The sequence below is a fragment of the Pigmentiphaga sp. genome, from assembly GCF_033795525.1.
Classification (GTDB): Bacteria; Pseudomonadota; Gammaproteobacteria; order Burkholderiales; family Burkholderiaceae_B; genus Pigmentiphaga.
Genome location: NZ_JARYGM010000011.1, coordinates 23,260 through 40,481 on the forward strand (window position 1 = coordinate 23,260; position 17,222 = coordinate 40,481).

A 17,222-nucleotide genomic window follows, 5' to 3' on the forward strand; every position below is an offset into this window, starting at 1 on the left:
TTCTATCTGTATGGAGGTTGAGCTATGGGGCGCGATGGGTCACAGGCTGCCGGGTTGAGAATTTCCCACAGCACCGCGGACGTAGCGGGCATGGGGATTTCCTCGGCCGTCACATCGCGCAAGGCATCGGCCAGCGCGTTGAAGATGGCCGCCGTCGCCGGCGTGATGCCGCTTTCGCCGCCGCCTTTGATGCCTAGCGGGTTGCCGCGGGTGGGCGACTCGGTCATTTCTATGCGTAGCGGAGGGACCGCGCCCGCACGCGGCACGCCGTAATCCATGTACGAGCCGGATAGGACCTGGCCGCTCTCCTGGTCCACGTAATAGGCTTCCGACAGCGCCTGGCCGATGCCTTGGGCCAGTCCGCCGTGGACCTGGCCCTCCACCACGAGCGGGTTGACCGGGCGGCCGACGTCGTCCACCGACGTATAGTTCAGCAGCTCGACTTCGCCCGTTTCGGGGTCGATCTCCAGCTCGCATACCGCGGCCCCGGTCGGATAGGCGGGAATGCGGCCGGTGAAGTCCGCGGCCGCGGCGAGCGTCCTGATGGAGCGGTCCGCCGGCAGTCCCGCCGCTGCTATATGCGTCGCGACCTCGAACAAGGTCGCCCGCCGGGTTCCGTCGGGTGTCGCGTAGGCGCCATGCTCGAAACTCAGTTGCTCTGCGGCCAGCAGCTCGCGGGCGGCTTGCCGGCCGGTTTCGATCAGTTGCACAGCTGCTTCTACCAGCAGGGTGCCGACCAGGCGCATCGAGCGGTCCGAGTGCGTGCCGCCGCCGGCCGTGACGAATTCGGTGTCGCCCGTACGCAGTCGGACCGAGTCGAGCGGAATGCCCAGCTGCGAGGCGAGGACTTGCGCGAATGTGGTGGCGTGGCCCTGTCCCTGGCTTTGCGTGCCGGAAACCAGATCGATGATGCCAGCCGGCAGGACGGTTATTTCGACGCGCTCGCGTGCTGCGCCCACCGGCGACTCGATGTAGTTGGCTGCGCCTATGCCGCGCAGCCTGCCGCGAGCGCGCGCCTCCCGGCGCCGCGCCTCGAAGCCATCCCACTCCGATAGCGCCACGGCGCGGTCCATGTTGCCTTCGAAGTCGCCGCTGTCATAGGTCAGTCCCATCGGATTCCGGTAAGGCAATTGCCCGGGCTTGACGAGGTTGCGCCGACGAATCTCGATACGGTCGATCGAGAGCTCGCGGGCAGCGATGTCCAGCATCCGTTCGATGACGTGCATCGCTTCCGGCCGGCCAGCGCCGCGGTAGGGCGCAGTGGGCACGGTATTGGTGAGCACTGCCGTTACCAGTACGGAAGAGGCGGGAATGTCGTAGACCGACGAGACCACGCGCGAGCCGTTGCCCATGGATACGAAAGCCACCGTATGGGCGCCCAGATTGCCGAGCCATTCGTAGTCCAGGGCGAGGACGCGGCCGTCCCGCGACAGGCCCATCGTGGCGCGGATCACCTGGTCGCGGCCCTGGTAGTCGGAAACGAAGGCTTCGCTTCGATCGCCGGTCCATTTCACCGGGCGGCCGATTACCCGGGCGGCCCAGACCACGGCCACCTGTTCGATGTAGATGGCCGTGCGCGCGCCGAAGCCGCCGCCCACGTCCGGGCAGACGACGCGTACCCGGTCCGGGGCGGCGCCCAGCGCCTCGGCCAGCGTGAGCCGGAGCCGGATCACGCCTTGGCTGCCCGATATAAGGGTGTAGCGGCCGTGCGCCGCATCGTAGAGGCCAAGCGCCGCCCGCGGCTCCATCTGGCAGTTCACGACGCGGCTGATACGGAATTCGCGGCTGACACGCAGATCGGCGCGGGCCAGCATCGCGCGCGCAGCCTCCCGGTCGCCGCACTGCTCGCGGAACGCAATATTGTTCGGCGCGTCGTCCCAGAGTTGCGGGGCGCCGTCGCGGGCGGCCGCATCGGCTTGGACGACGGCATCGAGCACCTCGTAATCGACCTGTACCATCTCGGCCGCATCCCGCGCTTGCGCCGCGCTTTCCGCGACCACCATCACCACCGCTTCGCCGACGTGGCGGACCTTGTCGTGCGCAAGGGGCAACTGCGGATTCTGGAACAGGAAGCCGTCCACGGTATTCCTGAACCAGGGTTGCGAGACGTCGTTGGCGTCGGGCGGGTTGGCGGCATGGCGAATGGGCTTGCAGCCCGCCTCGAGGTAGTCGGCAGCCGTCAATACCGCCAGGACGCCCGGAGCGCCCTTGGCCGCGCCCGTGTCGATGGCCAGGATGCGGGCATGCGCGTGCGGCGAGCGCAGGAAGACGGCATAGGCTTGGCCGGGCTCGTTGAGGTCATCGGTGTAGCATCCCCGGCCCAGGACCAGCCGGCGGTCTTCGAGGCGCGGGATGGGCTGTCCGATCATGCATGCGCCCCTCGGGCGGCATTGCCGCCCCACGCCTGGGGATACATCGCGGCCGCGGCATGGCGGACCGCCGCGATGATGTTCACATAGCCCGTGCAGCGGCAGATATTGCCTTCCAGCGCCTGGTGGATGGTTTCGTCATCCAGCGACGATGGGCAGGTGGAGAGGAAGTGCTCGACCGCCATGATCATGCCAGGCGTGCAGAAGCCGCATTGCAAACCATGGCATTGCACGAAGGCTTCCTGTACGGGATGCAGGCGGTCTTCCCGCGCCAGTCCTTCCACGGTGACTACCTGCCCGCCGTCGGCCTGGCAGGCCAGTACGGTACATGACTTGACGGCAGCGCCATCGAGTTTGACGGTGCATGCGCCACACTGCGAGGTGTCGCATCCCACGTGCGTGCCGGTCAAGGCGCAATGCTGGCGAAGGAATTCGACCAGCAGCGTCCGGTCGTCGACCTCGTGCTCCACGGGCCGTCCGTTGACGTGCATCTGAAGGTTCACGCTGCCTCCTGATTGTCTTGTTGCATCTGTGGCGCCGCGATCGTCCGGGATCCAGAAAATTCCATCGATGCAATCCTCCGGGTGATTCCGTTTTCCGGGCCGGTCAGCACGCCGGCGCGCTTGTCATCCGCCCGACCAGCCGGCGCGTATAGACCTCGGTCAGATTGGCCCGGTAGCGTTGGGGCGCGTGGACGTCGCCCTGAAGGGACTCCGGGTCCAGATGCAGATCGGCAATGGCCCGCTCGGCGAAGTCGCGCTGCAGCCGTTCTTCGGCCTCCCGCCAGCGGAATACGCATGGACCGGCGCCGGTAATGGCGACGCGTACGCCATCGTCGCCGCGCGCGATGAAGACGCCGGTGACCGCATAACCGGAGGCGGGATGGCGGTGCTTGAGATAACCCGCCTGGCGGGCAATAGGGAACTCGACGGCGACGATCAGTTCGCCCGGCTGCAGCGCGGTGTCGAACATCCCCTGGAAATAGTCGTCGGCGGCGATCGCGCGCTCGGTCGTCAGCACGGCAGCGTTCAATCCGAGGACCGCGCTCGGGTAGTCGGCGGCAGGGTCATTGTTTGCCAGGGACCCGCCGAGCGTGCCGCGATTGCGTACTTGCGGGTCCGCGATCAGCCGGGCCAGATGAGACAATGCGGGGATAGCCTGGGCGACCTCGGGCGAGTGCGCGATCTCGGCATGCCGGGTGGCGGCACCGATTCTCAGCACGCCCTGGGTAACCGTTATCCCGCGCAAGGCTTCCAGCCGCGCGAGATCCACCAGGTGGGAGGGGGCCGCCAGCCGTTGCTTGAGAGTCGGTATGAGGGTCATGCCTCCGGACAGGGGCCGGGCTTCAGGGTGATCCCTCAGGAAGGCGACCGCTTCATCGAGCGTGCGGGGTCGTACATAGCGGGTAGCGTACACAGTGATGTCTCGATTTTTTCGCGGCCGGGAGACCGTGCTTTATGTGGACCCATGCTAATATTATTCGCATGTCGAATTAACTATCTGCTTTGCGAAAAATTTAGCCCACCCCCGCGCGACTGTCAATTTTTTCGACAGCCTCGCCGGCCGGGCTTTACCCCTGCGACGAGGAACCCTGCTACATGAAACGAACGTCTGCCCAATCCGACAACGACGAACAGCTAGAACAGGAAGGAAAAGGCAAAGACCGGCAATTCGTGACTGCGCTGGCACGCGGTCTGCAAATCCTGCGCTGCTTCACCCGTGCCCAACCGGCGCTGCGCGCCTCCGAGCTGGCGCGCATGACGGGCCTGCCGCAGCCGACGGTCTGGCGGCTGTGCTATACGCTGATACAAGAGGGGTACCTCGTCCACGTCGACGGCGGGGAGAAGCTGCGTCCCAACTATCCGGTCCTGGCACTGGGCTACGCGGCGATTGCCGGCGCACCGATCGCCGAGCTGGCGCGTCCGGAAATGGAAGAGCTGGCCAACCGCTATCAGGGTGCAGTCACGCTGGGCGTGCGCGACGGAATGCACATCATCTACCTCGCCCGTTCACAGCGGTCGGACATCCTTATCCGTAACGCGGACGTGGGATCGAGGGTGCCGTTGGTTTCCGCTCCCATCGCATGGGGCTATATCGCCGGCCTGGACCCGGAGGGGCGCAAGGGCGTCCTGGCCGAGTTCTCCCGGTCGCGCGAGGCGCGCTGGCCCGAGCTGCAGCCCAAGCTCAAGAAGGCGCTGGTCGATTATGAAAAGCTCGGGTATGTGGTCAGCAAGGGTATCCTGCATGAGCAGATCAACGCGGTCGCCGTGCCGGTGTTCGCGGAGGACGGCAGCGTAGCCATGTCGCTAAGTTGCGGCGGGCTAGCGCCGATGTTCCCTGACAAAAGGCTGGCCGCGATCGGCAAGGACCTCAAGGCGCTTGCCGATCGCTTGAGCTCAGCCATCAAGTCCACGCATTGATACGATTCCGGCCGCGTGCGGTTGGCGTACGCGGCCACCATCCTGGAGGAGAACCATGAGTAATGAACTGCTTGTGCAGCAAGACGGACCGATCTTGCGCGTAACGATCAACCGCCCGGAGCAGGGCAACGGGATGAGCGATGCGATGGCGCTCGAGCTGGCCGGCTTGCTGGACCGGGCACATGAATCGGCGGAGTTGGTGCTGTTACGCGGCGCCGGGGCCGACTTCTGCACCGGCCGGGCCCGCGATCCGAATGCGCCGCCGCCGTCTCCCGAGGCCTATGCCCGCCGCGACGAGTACGATGCCATCTTCAATTGCTACAGCGCGATCCGCCGCTGCCAAGTGCCGGTGGTGGGCGCGGTGCAGGGCAGGGCGATGGGCTTCGGCACCGCGGTCATCGCGTTGTGTGACGTATCGTTCGCGAGCGACGCGGCGACTTTCAACATCCCTGAAATGGCGCACAACATCATGCCTACCATGGTCATGTCGGCGCTGTTCGATCGCATGAACCGCAATGCCATCCTCTGGATGACTTACTCGCGCGAATTCATCGACGCCCAGCGGGCGCTGGCCTATGGCTTGGTGAGCACCGTCGTGCCGGCCGCCCGGCTGGACGACGAGGTGGAGTCGTTCTGCGCCAAGCTGGCGGCCACTCCGCGTCCCGCCGTGCGTGGCTTGAAAGAATACTTGCGCGTGGCTCCCGGTATGAGCGAGCAGGGAGCGGTCGATTACGCGCGCAGCCTGCATGCCATGGTCAACACGGCCAGCGCAATGAAAAAGACCTCCGGTCGTTCCTGATCCCTCCTGCTGCGCCGCCCGTACAGGGATGTATGGGCGGCGTCTTGCCGTTCGCCTGGCCTCCCTCCAAGTTTTCCCTGAGACGCGCCGCGACTGTTGACGGCGCACGTCATCGCCTGTACCTTTGAATTCGCAATGCAATAAATTTATTCGCAAAGCGAATAGAAAGATACGGGCACGCCCATGCTCGCCAGAAGCCATATCCGGAGCGTCGCCAGCGGCTGCCCCGGCATCCCGGCGCCAAGTACGCCGGTGTCTGGCAGGGCACATAACAAGGAGGAGACAAACCATGGTTGGAAAGAGGAGAGCATGGCTCGCCGCGTTGCTTGCCGCGGCAACGTACGCGGTGGCGGGACCGGCGCCGGCGGCTGACGGCAGCTATCCGGAGCGCCCGGTGCGTATCATCGTGGCGCTAGGGCCCGGGTCGGCGACCGATTCATTCGCCCGCATGCTGGCCGAAGGTCTGCGCAGCGAATTGAAGGGCGATTTCATCGTCGAGAACAAGGCGGGCGCGGGCGGGGTGATCGGCGGCAACTTCATTGCCAAGGCTGCGCCGGATGGCTACACATTGGGCGTGCTCCATTCCTCGGTGGTGACGAGCGCGACAGTGATCCAGCCGGCTGTCCAGTACGACCCGCGCACGGATTTCACTTATCTCGGCAACACCGTATCGAATCCGGTCGTGTTGCTCGTCCCCGGTGCGTCGCCGTTCAAGAAGCTGGAGGACCTCATCGAGGCTGCGAAGAAGGAGCCGGGCCGATACAACACCGGCATCATCGGCATGGGCTCGCATAGCCACTTCAACCTGGAACTGCTGAAGTCGTCCTCGGGCGCGGGATTGACCCGTGTCCCGTACAGCGGAGGCACGAGCCAGATCCTGGCGGATCTGGTCGGCAACCAGGTCGATAGCGCATCCCTGATCTGGGCCGGCCTGACCGAATTCATCAAAGAAGGAAAAGTGCGGGCGCTGGCCGCGACGAGTCCGCTGAAAGGGTTTCCCGACGTACCGACTTTCGAGAGCAAGGGATATCCGAAAGTCCACTTGGAAGTGTTCCTCGCGGTGGTAGCGCCGCCAGGACTGCCCAAGGAGATCAGCGACAAGCTGGTGCCGGCCATCGAGCGGATCGTCAAGAACCCGCGCAGCGAAGAAATGATGAGCCGCCTGGGGTACCGGGTGAACTACGAGCCGCCAGCCAAGGCGGCGCAGACCATCAAGGATGAACTGGAATTCCTGGTTCCTCTCGCAAAGCAGCTTTCCCTGACCGTCAAGGAGTAAATGCCGTCCGCGGCGTTGGACAGATGCGTCACGCCGCACCCGGCTTGAAAGAGTGAGCCATGAAAAGAGATCTCCCCAACCTTGACCTTGACCGTTTCCGCCTGAAGCGTTTCCTGGATAGCTTGCGCGAGCTGCCCCATGGCGCCGATGAAATCGAAATACGGTCCGCGCCCACCCGCCTCGCCGACGTGGCCTCCATTCTCCATGACAACCCCCGGGCGGTGCTGTTCGAGAAGGCCGGCGCGAGCGGCTATGCGCTGGTCGGAAACGCGCTCGCCAGCCGCACTCGCATGGCGCACGCTTTCGGCGTTGCTCCGCGCGGCCTGCTGCCCGAAATCCTGAAACGCTTGCGTGGCAAGCCCGAATTCGTCGAGATCAGCCGCGAGCAGGCGCCCGTGCAGGAAGTGGTGATGACGGGAGACGACATCGATCTGACCACGCTGCCAATCAACCTCCAGCACGAGCTGGATGGTGGCCCGTATATCTCGGCAGCGGTGGACTTCGCGCATGACCAGGCCTCCGGCTGGACCAACATCGGCCTGCGCCGGCTGATGATCCGCGGCCGCAAGGAAACCGGCATCGACCTCGTCGCGCCATCGGACCTGCGGGTGATCCTGCTGGCGAGCCTGGCCCAGAAAAAGCACCTGCCTTTGTCCATCGTCGTCGGCAGCCATCCTATCGATTACTTTGCCGCGACGATGCGCCTGCCGGTGGACGAGCTCGGCTTGATGGCACAGCTGCGCGGTGCGCCGCTGCCGGTGGTGAAAAGCCTTACCAATGACCTGATGGTGCCGGCCGACGCGGAATGGGTCATCGAGGGATACCTCGATGCCGCCGGCTATACCGAGCCCGAAGGGCCGTATGGCGAGTTCCTCGGCTACTACGGCGGGGTCAAGATCAATCCGGTTCTCCGTGTGACTGCGATCACGCGCCGCAAGGATGCGATTTTCCAGACCCTGACCATAGGCGGCAATGCCATGAGCCGCACCGATACCGCCCAGTTGTGTGCGTTGCGCACGGAGGTGCTCGCCTGGCGCGCGCTGGAGTCGGCCGTGCGGGAGGTGAAAGCCATCTACGCGCCACCCGCCACCGGCGGCGTCTACAACCTGAGGATCGCGCTGCAGCAGCGCGTGCCGGGCGAAGCGCGCAATGCAATCGCCGCCGTATTCGCCTCGGTGGCGAATGTGAAGAACGTATTCGTGGTCGATCCGGACATCGATATTTTTTCGGACGAACAGATCGAGTGGGCGATGGGAACCCGGTTCCAGCCCGAGCGCGACCTGGTCGTCCAGGGCGGCTTTCGTACTTTGCCGCTGGATCCTTCGTTGGACGAAGCAGCGACCACCGGATCGAAGGCGGGTTTCGACCTGACGTGGAGTTTCGGCTCCGGCGGGCGTATGGAGGCGACCACGCCCGTCCCTCCCAAGTACGAAGGACAGCGTTTCGAGTCGGTGCGCGCGGCACTGGCAGATGGTCCGAAGTTCTTCGAGCAACTGATGGCCGCTGTGGGAAGCGAGGATGGCGGCGATGTGGTACGCGCGTTGGAGGACTTGCGCAACGAAGGCGTGCTGGCGCGCGATACCGAGCGCGGACGCTACCGGTTACAGGGGTAGACAGGGCCTGCGCCATCGGGGCCGGAAGCCGGCAAAGATGCACCGGCCTCCGGCCCCGGTACCGGCCGGGATCAGTCTTGCACGGGAACGAACAGTTGATCGACGGGCAGCGTGTCGCGGATCAGGCCCTGTTCCTTCATGTATCGCATCAGGGTGGACAGGGTGTGACGGTTGGCTTCGAGACCATAGGTCCAGGGATCGGCGCCGAATACCTCGTCGAGTTCGTCGAGGTCGTCGGGCAGCCACGGCAGCATGTAGCGCAGGGCCGCCAGATTGCGCATGTTCTTGTAGGCCAGCTGCTTGGCTTCATTGAAGGCGCGATACAGCGATTGCGCGATAAAGGGATGCTGCTGGTAGACCGGTTTTCTGATGGCGACGAGATGCATGATGGGGAAGATGCCGGTTCGCCGGTAATAGGCCTTTTCCACCTCCCGGAAGTCCGGAAACAGCCGCTGGACCTCGGGGTTGTGGCGCCGGCATTCCGGCAGGGTGGTGCCAAAGATGGCGTCGATCTTCCCCTCGTCCAGAAGCTGGCTGAGCGACTTGCCATCGCCATAGCCGCGTTCCACTGCAACCTCGCGTACCAGGGGCATCAGGGACGGTGTTCCGTGGCTGGTGGCGCTGTTGATCGACCCTTCGACCCAGGTCACGCTGGAAAAGTCGACGCCGAAATCGTCCTGCAGGTGACCGCGGATCCATACCGCCGCGGTCATGGTGTAGAGCGGCACGCCGATACGCTTGCCCTCGAGATCCTTGGGCGACCGGATTCCTGAACGCCGGTTCACGGTGATGAAGCTATGACGGAAGGTCCGCGACGGAAACACGGGAATGGCGACGAAAGAGTCGTCTCCCATGCTCATGCGGGTGATGAATTCGGACGTCGACAGCTCCGAAACGTCGAAGGCTTGTTCGCCCGCCATGCGGTCGAAGATTTTCCGCGGGGCGTCGATGTTGACGAACTGCAGGTCGATGCCCTCGGGCACGACCTCGCCCGTATAGAGCGCCTGCATGCGGTCGTACAGGCCGCAGGCGAAGCGCACGGGCACGCGCGGGGAAGGAGCGGATGGAGTGGCTGGAGTGCTTGCTTGCATGGCGGATCCCCTCTGGTAGATGTCGCGTTTATTCGTATAGCGAATTGTAAATCTGTACTGCGAATTATAGTGGCTTTGCGCTTTATGGCGCCATACACATGGAGGAGACTCGCATGATCCGTTTTCCGCTTCCAACCCTTGCTGCCTGCGTGGCCGGCTTCGTTTTGGCCGGCCACGTCCCCGCAGCCGGTGCCCAGTCCGCGCCGGCCGACTATCCATCCCGGCCCGTGCGCATCATTGCCCCGTATGCGCCCGGGGGAACCGTGGATTCTCTGGCCAGGGCGATGGGCGCTGCCTTGAGTTCCATGCTGGACAAGACCTTCTTTGTCGAGAACCGCCCCGGAGCCGGCGGCAACGTCGGCCTCTCCGCACTCGCCAAGGCCGCTCCCGACGGCTACACCCTCGGGCTTGGGGCCGCCAACATGCTCGCCACCAATCGCGCGCTATACAAGTCCCTGCCGTTCGACACCATCAAGGACTTCACGCCCGTCGGCTTCATCGGCAAGGTGCCTTACGTCCTCGTCGTGCACCCGTCGGTGCCCGCGCGTACGCTGCCCGAGCTGATCGCAGAACTGAAGGCGCACCCGGATAAGTACAGCTTCGGATCGTCGGGGCAGGGTAATACGGCCCACATCTTTGGCGAGCTGTTCAAGGTGCGGACCGGGACGAAAATGGTGCACGTTCCCTATAAATCCAGCGGCGAGTCGCTGCAGGATTTGCTGACAGGCAGGATCCAGCTGCAGTTTTTTACGCCGGTGGACCTGCTCCCCCACATCCGGAGCGGGGCCTTGCGGCCCATCGCCATTGCCTCCAGCCGGCGCTTGCCCAGTCTTCCCGACGTGCCGACCTTAGGGGAATTGAACATAAGCGGCTTTGAAACGCCCACGTGGTTCGGCTTGATCGCCCCTGCGGGCACGCCGCCCGCCATCGTGGATTACTTGCATGCGCAGATCGAGCGCGCCAAGGCGAATCCGGAGGTCGCGCAGCGGCTCGAGCGGGCGGGCGTGGAAAGCGAGAACCTGAGCCCCGAGCAGTTCGCGGCCTTCATCCGCCAGGAGGTCTCCCATTGGGCGAAGGTCGTCAAAGAGTCCGGTACGGCGATCGAGTAGCGAGGTTTGTTCCGGTGCCGCGCCTATGGCGGCCCATCCCCCATCCTTCGAGGAAGTGCAATGTTCCAGCTACCCAATCTCATACGCGACCTGGTTACTGCCAACCACATCCTGGCCGACCAAGGGGTGGTCGATGCCTATGGGCACGTCAGCGTGCGTCATCCCGGCGAACCGGGCCAGTATCTGTTGTCGCGCTCCCGCAGCCCCGAACTGGTGGAGGCCGGCGACATCAAGCTCTACCATCTCGATGGCACGCCGGTCGACGACGACGGGCACCAGCCCTACCTGGAGCGATTCATCCATGGAGCGATCTACGAGGCACGCCCCGACGTCCATGCCGTCATCCACAGCCATGCCGGCGCGGTGCTGCCGTTCACCGTCTGCGACGCGCCCCTGGTGCCTGTCATCCATACCGCCAGCGACATGGGCCACAGGGTGCCTTTGTGGAATATCCATGAGCGCTTCGGCGATACCAATCTGCTGGTGACCTGCATGGAGCATGGCCGCGACATGGCGTGCTGCATGGGGGAACACCGGTCGGTGCTGATGCGGGGCCACGGATTTACCACCACCGGCCGCTCGTTGGTCGAAGCGGTCAAGGCGGCGATCTATATGCCAGAGAACGCGCGCGTGCTGATGCAGGCCATGCAGATGGGCAAGGTCATTCCGCTCACGGCTGGCGAGATCGAGGTGCGCCGCCAGGTCGCGCCCGATTCGCCGCAGATGCAGCGTGCATGGGAGTACTGGAGCCGGCGTGCCGGCATAGCGGCGGCTCCCCAGGCGCCCGAAGGGCAATAAAAAAGCCCGCGACGCCGGGAACGTCGCGGGCTTGCGGCCTTGCCATGGGCAGGCCCGGCGTCTTACAGGCCGCGGGCCTTGAGCTGCGCGTCGAGGCGGGGATAAACACGCCGCGCGTTGAGTTCGAACACCTTGCGCTTGTCTTCTTCGGAGATGTCCAGCGCGTCGATATAGCGCTTGGTGTCGTCGAAGTAGTGCCCGGTTTCAGGATCGATGCCACGCACCGCGCCCACCATCTCCGAGCCGAACAAGATGTTGTCGACGTCGATGACCCGGAACAGCAAATCGATGCCGGCCTGGTGATAGACGCAGGTATCGAAGTACACGTTCTTCATCACATGCTCGGCCAGCGGCGGGCGCTTGAGCATGTCGGCCAGGCCGCGGTAGCGGCCCCAGTGGTAGGGGACGGCGCCGCCGCCGTGCGGGATGATGAAGCGCAGCGTGGGGAAGTCACGGAACAGGTCGCCCTCGATGAATTGCATGAAGGCGATGGTGTCGGCGGCCAGGTAGTAGGCCCCGGTAGCGTGCATGGCGCAGTTGCAGGAACCCGAGACGTGGATCATGGCCGGCACGTCCAGTTCGACCATTTTCTCGAAGAAGGGATACCACGAGCGATCGGTCAGCGGCGGGGCGCTGAAGCTGCCGCCCGAGGGGTCGGGGTTGAGGTTGCAGCCGACGAAGCCCAGTTCGTTGACGCAGCGCTCGAGTTCGGCGATGGAACTGGCGATGGAGGTGCCGGGCGACTGCGGAAGCTGGCAAACGCCGATGAAGGTCTCGGGATAGAGGTCGACGACCCGCTTGATGAGGTCGTTCGAGCGGCGCGCCCAGACCTGGCTGACGCGTTCGTCGCCGACGTGGGGTTCCATGGCCGAGGCACGCGGCGAGAAGATGGTCATGTCGGCGCCGCGCTCGCGCAGCAGGCGCAGCTGGTTTTTCTCTATCGTTTCGCGGATCTGGTCGTCGGAAATGTTCGGATAGGCCGGGTCGATGTCGCCGCTGGTCTTGAAGTTGGCCTTCTGCTGATCGCGCCACTGGTTATGGGCGGCCGGTGCGGTGGTGTAGTGACCGTGACAATCGATGATCATGCTGGCGATTCCTGTTTGACGAAGATGGCGTCGGGCCGGGCTTCCCGGCCTGTCCGGCCGGGGCGGCGCGGCCCCCTTGCGCAGCGCGCCATTGTAGCGTTTTGCAGGTGAACAGACCCTCTGTTTTCCGCATTTCTGCTTTTCGTATTTCCACGGTGTGCATGGATGCCGCGGATACCGGGCGCTGGCGTCAGCGTTGGGCCACCAGCGCCGTACGCAGGCGCTCCCGTTCGGCAGGCGCGGCCTCGACCAGGTAGCGGATGTCGCCGGCAACGGCGGCCGCCACGGGAACGCCGTCGCGGTAGAGGACGCGGTTGCCTGCCAGGGCCGGGACCTTCTCGCCGGGCAGCAGCGTGCCGGTCAGGTTGAGCGGATCGGCGGCCGATACGCAGGCCAGTTCGCCGCCGGGCTCGCGGCGCCGGATGCCGCGCAAAAGGGGGATGGCCTCGGGCAGCGCGAATTGTTCGCCCGCCAGGCCCGCGACGAAGCGGCCGCCTCGCACGTCGCCGCGCGCTTCCATGCGGTGGAATACGGGCAATAGCTCGCGCCAGGGAGGCAGCCAGCGCGCCTCGCGTTCCAACAGGCGCCAGAACACCACGCCATACCGGCGCAGCAGCACCAGCGCGATGTGTTCCAGGACCTGCGGGTCGGTACGGGGACGCCTGCCGCCGGGCGCCGCCGGTGGCGGCGCGGCGGAACGGCGCAGCAGCGCCCACCGGCCCGCCTGGTCCATATGGTGCAGTGTCGTGCCATGGCGCGCGCGGCGCCGCTCGCGGGCGGTGCGCTGCGAGGCGGGTATGAGCAGCGCGCGCAGGCCGGCGAAGCTGTCGGCGTTGGCCACGCCCGCGGCCACCAGTTCTCCCAGCGCGGTCTCCAGTTCGTTGGGCAGCAGCCGGGTCTCCGCCAACAGTTCGTCGAAGAACATGGCGCCTTGGCTGGCCAGGGCTTCGTGGACGCGTTGCGCGCGTGGAGACAGCTCGGGCTGCCAGTCCGGCGGTACCAAGGCCTGCCACCGGCCCAGGTGGCGCCGCGGCAGCAGCGCCATGGGCGTGGCGCGGACTGGGCCCGCCGCGGAGCGGCCCTGGCCGGCCAGGCGCATCCAGACGATCTTGCCGGCCTGGCTCAATTCGTCCAGCCAGCCCGGGCCGTAGCCTTCGAGCCGCGCCGGCAGCAGATCCGATTCCCAGGCGCCGGCGGCTGCCTCGTAGCCTTCCAGTTGGTCGATGACCTGCGGCAGCGCGCCAGGTCCGTGCAGGCGGGCATCCGGAGCGACGTGCTGCCATTCGAGCAGGAAGCGCATGAAATCCTGGCGCTCGACCGGCTCGATTTCGCGCCGCAGCCGCTTGATGGTGTAGCGATGGATACGGGCCAGCAGATGGCGTTCGCACCATTCCTCCTGCACGGCGTCGGGATTGAAACGGCCCCGCATGACGTAGCCTTCGGCCTCCAGCACGGCCAGAGCGGCGGCCACGGCGGGCTCGGGCAAGGACAAGTCGGTGGCGATGCGCGGCAGCGATAGCGGCCCGAAGCCGGTCAGGCGGGCCCTCACCACTTCCACCAGTGCCGCTTCCTGCTCCCACGATTCGTCGTAGCCCGCCGGGATGGCGATGTCGGGCTCGGCGCCGGCAGCGGGATAGACCGCACGCAGGCACGCGAGCCGTTCGACCGGCACCCACAAGGCGGTTCCCGGCTGCACGCGCAGGCGCGCCGCCCGTCCGCTTGCAGCCAGGGACCCGAGCCAGTCCGGCCAGCCTTCGTTGGCCGCGGCCTCGGCTTCGGTCACGCAAGCCAGGTTCATCAAGGCCTCTTGCATTTCGTCCTCGTTGCGCACTTCCGGCCATGCTTCCGCGGCGACCGCCGCGATCGCGTCCACGTCGAGCGCCCCCAGATCGTCGGCCGAGGCGGGGTCGGTCCAACGCCGGGCCTGAACCGCCTGCGTGCGCCGCTCTTCCAGCGGCGCATCGTCGAGAAAGGCATAGGGGCGCGCGCTGAGGATCTCCATGGCCAAGGGCGAGGGGGCAGGGAGGTCGCGGGCGATCAACGCGATGTCGCCGCGTTCGACCCGGCGCAGCAGGGCCAGCCAGCCTTCGGCGTCCATCGCGTCGTGCAGGCAATCATCTATGGTCTGGGCCACCAGGGGATGGTCGGGAATCTCGCGTTCGCCCACCACGTTTTCCAGGCAGGCGGCCTGGTCGGGGAAAACCGCGGCCAGCAGGTCGTCGCTCTTCATGCGTTGCAGCTGCGGCGCGACTTTCTTGCCGCCCACATAGCGCGGCAGCGCGAGCGCGGTAGTCGCGTTCCAGCGCCAGCGGACGTTGAACAGCGGCGCGTCGAGCAGGGCCTGGATCAGCAGGTGCTCCGCTGTGTTCGAGTGCAGATAGCGCCAGACTTCTTCGAGCGGAAAGCTGTGGCTGGTGGACAGCGACAGGATGATCGTGTCCTCGGTCGCGGCGGCCTGTAGTTCGAAATTGAAGCTGCGGCAGAATCGCTTGCGCAGCGCCAGGCCCCAGGCGCGGTTGAGCCGGCTGCCGAACGGCGCATGGATGACCAGCTGCATGCCGCCGGATTCGTCGAAGAAGCGTTCCATGACCAGGACGTCCTGGGTAGGCAGCCGGCCGAGCGCGGCGCGCGCCCGGGCGAAATACTCGACGATCTGACGCGCGGCTGCGGCGTCCAGGCCGATGGTTTCCTCCAGGCCGCGGACACCGGCATCGATATCGGGTAGAGGGCCCGACCCCGACCCCAGCAGTCGTTCGACATCGGCCCGCAGCCGCGCCACGGCGGCGGAAAGCTCGTCACTGCGGCCAGGGGCTTCGCCGAGCCAGAAGGGAATGCTGGGGGCGGCGCCGTGTGCATCCTCCACGCGTACCCGGCCGGTTTCGACCCGCAGGATGCGGTAGGAGGTATTGCCCAGCTGGAAGACGTCGCCGGCCAGGCTTTCGACCGCGAAGTCTTCGTTCACCGTGCCTATCATCAGGCCTTGCGGCTCCAGCAGCACGGCATAATCGGCGTTGTCGGGGATCGTGCCGCCGGACGTGACGGCGGTCAGCTTGCTGCCGCGGCGGCCACGCAGCGTGCCGGCTACCGGATCTCGATGAAGGTACGACGCCCGTACCCCCTGGCGGCTGGTATAGCCTTCGGCCAGCATGCGCAGTACGGCATCGAAGGCAGCGCGTTCCAGGCCGGCGTAGGGATCCGCGCGCCGCACCAGCGCGTAGAGTTCCTCTTCCTTCCACTCCTGGCACGAAACCTCGGCCACCAACTGCTGGGCCAGCACGTCCAACGGCGCGCGCGGCATGCGCAGCGCGTCGAGCTCGCCGCGCCGCACGGCGTCGAGCAGCGCCGCGCATTCGACCAGATCGTCGCGCGAGGTGGGAAACAGCCGACCTTTCGGCACGCCGCCTACCTGGTGTCCGGCACGGCCCACGCGCTGCAGGAAGGCAGAGATGCTGCGTGGCGATCCGACCTGGCAGACCAGTTCCACGTCGCCTATATCGATGCCCAGTTCGAGTGACGCGGTCGCAACCAGTACGCGCAGTTCGCCACGCTTGAGCCGCTGCTCGGCATCCAGCCGGTGCTCTTTCGCGAGGCTGCCGTGATGGGCGGCGACCGCCGTCTCGCCCAGGCGCTCGGCCAAGTGGCGTGCGGCGCGCTCGGCCATGCGCCGGGTATTGACGAAAACCAGCGTGGTGCGATGCTGGCTTGCCAGTTCCGCCATGCGATCGTAGACCCGGTCCCAGACGTCCGTGGCCATGACGGCCTCCAGAGGAACCGGAGGGAGTTCGATGCCGAGGTCACGCCGCCGGGCATGGCCGATGTCGACGATCTCGCAGCCGGACTCCGAGGCGTCTCCGACCAGGAAACGGGCCACGGCAGAAAGAGGCTTCTGCGTGGCGGACAGGCCGATGCGCACCGGCCGCTTGCCGCACAGCGCGTCCAGGCGCTCCAGGCTCAGGGCCAGGTGGCTGCCCCGTTTGTTGCCGGCCAGCGCATGGATCTCGTCGACGATGACACTGCGGGTGTCGGCGAGCATGCGGCGTCCGCTGTCCGACCCCAGCAGGACATACAGCGATTCCGGGGTGGTCACCAGGATATGGGGCGGCCGCTTGCGCATGGCATGGCGAGCCTGGGCCTCGGTATCCCCCGTGCGCACGGCAGTCCGGATGCCCGGATCCGGCAGCCCCATGCGCGCCAGTTCCGCGCCTATGCCCTCCAATGGCGTCTGGAGATTGACCTGGATATCGTTGGAAAGGGCCTTCAGCGGCGAGACGTAGAGCACCGTGGTGGCATCAGGAAGCGCGCCGCCCGCCGCCACGCCTTCGCGCACCAGCTCATCGATGGCCGCCAGGAAAGCTGTGAGCGTCTTGCCCGAACCGGTCGGCGCGGCGACCAGCGTGGGGCGGCCGGCGCGGATGTGCGGCCAGGCGCACCGCTGGGCATCGGTGGCGGACCCGAAGGTGCGGCGGAACCACGCGGCGACGGCGGGATGAAAGCCTTCGAGGGCATCCACGGGATGGCGGGCGGAAGTCATGCCCCACTATATGAGGCTGGTTCCCGGGATCGCAACCGGCCGGAAATCGTTCAAGATGGCCGGCCCGCCGGCAGGCAGTGCGTCAAAATGATGCGTATAGGCTCCATATCGGTACGGCGTCGTGCCGGCGG

12 protein-coding genes are annotated in these 17,222 nt (G+C 66.0%); 6 read left to right on the forward strand and 6 right to left on the reverse strand.

The window, feature by feature from the left end:
- Positions 1–2: 2 nt before the first annotated feature.
- The 3 genes from QHC78_RS18230 to QHC78_RS18240 form a co-directional block, all read right to left on the reverse strand.
- A complete protein-coding gene (locus QHC78_RS18230; RefSeq protein ID WP_319747088.1) occupies positions 3–2,369 on the reverse strand; it encodes a xanthine dehydrogenase family protein molybdopterin-binding subunit in 2,367 nt (788 codons plus the stop codon).
- Positions 2,366–2,860, reverse strand: a complete 495-nt coding sequence (locus tag QHC78_RS18235; RefSeq protein ID WP_319747223.1) for a (2Fe-2S)-binding protein — start codon at positions 2,858–2,860, stop codon at positions 2,366–2,368. Before QHC78_RS18235 ends, QHC78_RS18230 begins: the two co-directional genes overlap by 4 nt.
- Positions 2,861–2,975: 115 nt before the next feature.
- Positions 2,976–3,785: an FAD binding domain-containing protein gene (locus QHC78_RS18240; RefSeq protein WP_319747090.1), complete on the reverse strand. Its 810-nt coding sequence runs from the start codon at positions 3,783–3,785 to the stop codon at positions 2,976–2,978.
- Between the two features lie 182 nt (positions 3,786–3,967).
- Here QHC78_RS18240 and QHC78_RS18245 point away from each other — a divergent pair, with 182 nt between their 5' ends.
- The 4 genes from QHC78_RS18245 to QHC78_RS18260 all read left to right on the forward strand — a co-directional run bounded on the left by QHC78_RS18245 (position 3,968) and on the right by QHC78_RS18260 (position 8,477).
- Positions 3,968–4,789, forward strand: a complete 822-nt coding sequence (locus QHC78_RS18245) for an IclR family transcriptional regulator (RefSeq protein ID WP_319747092.1) — start codon at positions 3,968–3,970, stop codon at positions 4,787–4,789.
- 55 nt (positions 4,790–4,844) lie between these two features.
- Positions 4,845–5,588, forward strand: a complete 744-nt coding sequence (locus QHC78_RS18250; RefSeq protein WP_319747094.1) for an enoyl-CoA hydratase/isomerase family protein — start codon at positions 4,845–4,847, stop codon at positions 5,586–5,588.
- 289 nt (positions 5,589–5,877) lie between these two features.
- Complete coding sequence (locus tag QHC78_RS18255; RefSeq protein WP_319747096.1) at positions 5,878–6,864, forward strand: Bug family tripartite tricarboxylate transporter substrate binding protein; 987 nt, start codon at positions 5,878–5,880, stop codon at positions 6,862–6,864.
- 59 nt (positions 6,865–6,923) lie between these two features.
- Positions 6,924–8,477 (forward strand): UbiD family decarboxylase, encoded by a 1,554-nt coding sequence (locus QHC78_RS18260; protein WP_319747098.1) that lies wholly within the window; start codon positions 6,924–6,926, stop codon positions 8,475–8,477.
- A gap of 71 nt (positions 8,478–8,548) precedes the next feature.
- On the opposite strand, the gene QHC78_RS18265 is transcribed toward QHC78_RS18260, so the two are convergent.
- On the reverse strand, positions 8,549–9,568 hold the full coding sequence (locus QHC78_RS18265; protein WP_319747100.1) for an ABC transporter substrate-binding protein: 1,020 nt from the start codon (positions 9,566–9,568) through the stop codon (positions 8,549–8,551).
- 113 nt (positions 9,569–9,681) lie between these two features.
- On the opposite strand from QHC78_RS18265, the gene QHC78_RS18270 reads away from it, so the two are divergent.
- Positions 9,682–10,677: a Bug family tripartite tricarboxylate transporter substrate binding protein gene (locus QHC78_RS18270; RefSeq protein ID WP_319747103.1), complete on the forward strand. Its 996-nt coding sequence runs from the start codon at positions 9,682–9,684 to the stop codon at positions 10,675–10,677.
- 60 nt (positions 10,678–10,737) lie between these two features.
- Positions 10,738–11,475, forward strand: a complete 738-nt coding sequence (locus QHC78_RS18275) for a class II aldolase/adducin family protein (protein WP_319747105.1) — start codon at positions 10,738–10,740, stop codon at positions 11,473–11,475.
- Positions 11,476–11,537: 62 nt separating this feature from the next.
- On the opposite strand, the gene QHC78_RS18280 is transcribed toward QHC78_RS18275, so the two are convergent.
- Together QHC78_RS18280 and QHC78_RS18285 are read right to left on the reverse strand one after the other, a co-directional pair.
- Entirely contained in the window at positions 11,538–12,560 is a 1,023-nt protein-coding gene (locus tag QHC78_RS18280; RefSeq protein WP_319747107.1) for an amidohydrolase family protein, read from the reverse strand.
- A 190-nt stretch (positions 12,561–12,750) separates the two neighbouring features.
- On the reverse strand, positions 12,751–17,091 hold the full coding sequence (locus tag QHC78_RS18285; protein WP_319747109.1) for a DEAD/DEAH box helicase: 4,341 nt from the start codon (positions 17,089–17,091) through the stop codon (positions 12,751–12,753).
- Between the last annotated feature and the right edge of the window lie 131 nt (positions 17,092–17,222).